Below are 794 nucleotides of genomic sequence, written 5' to 3'. Positions count from 1 at the left end.
TCGTAGCTGCGGTAGAGCTCTTCGAGCGGACGCCAATCCGACAGCACCGTGCGGTACATCCACCTGTAATAGTGCTTGTTGCGAGCGATCTCTACCACCCGGTCCCGTCCGGCAAATCGGGAGGTCGCCTCGATCTCCAGCCAGTTCACCAGCAGATGGAGATAGGTCGAATATTCGTCGTTCCCGCCCTCCGGGAAACCCACGGGCGCCCCGGGATAGCGGCGCTTCAATTCGGCGATCAGCGGGGACTCGTCGCCGGCAATCCCGAGCCTGGTCAGGTACCAATGCATCTGCTCATGCAGATACTCGCACAAGATCGCGGCCGGGTCGTACAGCTGGGTGTTCAGCGTCAAGACCGGATGGCTGTGAGGGGTTGATGTCGGCGAGACCCGCAGATGCCTCGTGTATTCGAACGGCCGCAGATCGTGCTCCGCCTGCCACCGCTTGACGCAGTCGATGATCTTCTCCGCGCGCGATTGCGCCAGGGACAGGTCGATCGAGTACTGGAATTCGTCAGTCATCGAACACACTCACATGAGGTGGAGTTCCGACATCAGTACCAACTCATGGCAAGACGCACAGAAACCAGGAGTGGTTTTTCTCGCCGTTTGAATCGAGTTCCGGCTGCATCGGGCAGATCGCCAAGTCGATCCTTAGGCCGACTGGCCGACAACGGCCCAGCGGATGCGCGGGGCCATCGACGCAGGCCGGCGGGATGATTTTCGATGGGCCGAAATTTTTTGTTTTCATTTTTTCAGAAATCATGTATAGCTCTCTCCGTCCTGCTTCCGCCT

2 protein-coding genes are annotated in these 794 nt (G+C 58.9%); both read right to left on the bottom strand.

All coding sequences use genetic code 11. The annotated features are described in order from the left end of the window. On the bottom strand, positions 1-521 hold a 521-nt coding region (locus tag BRAS3809_RS25025; protein WP_035658361.1), incomplete at its 3' end, for a hypothetical protein. 43 nt (positions 522-564) lie between these two features. After that, positions 565-794 (bottom strand): hypothetical protein (locus BRAS3809_RS36140; protein ID WP_210161113.1); only part of this gene is annotated, 230 nt, incomplete at its 5' end.

Origin of the sequence: Bradyrhizobium sp. STM 3809, from assembly GCF_000239795.1 — a bacterium.
Classification (GTDB): domain Bacteria; phylum Pseudomonadota; class Alphaproteobacteria; order Rhizobiales; family Xanthobacteraceae; genus Bradyrhizobium.
This window is presented reverse-complemented; position numbering and strand designations above follow the sequence as displayed.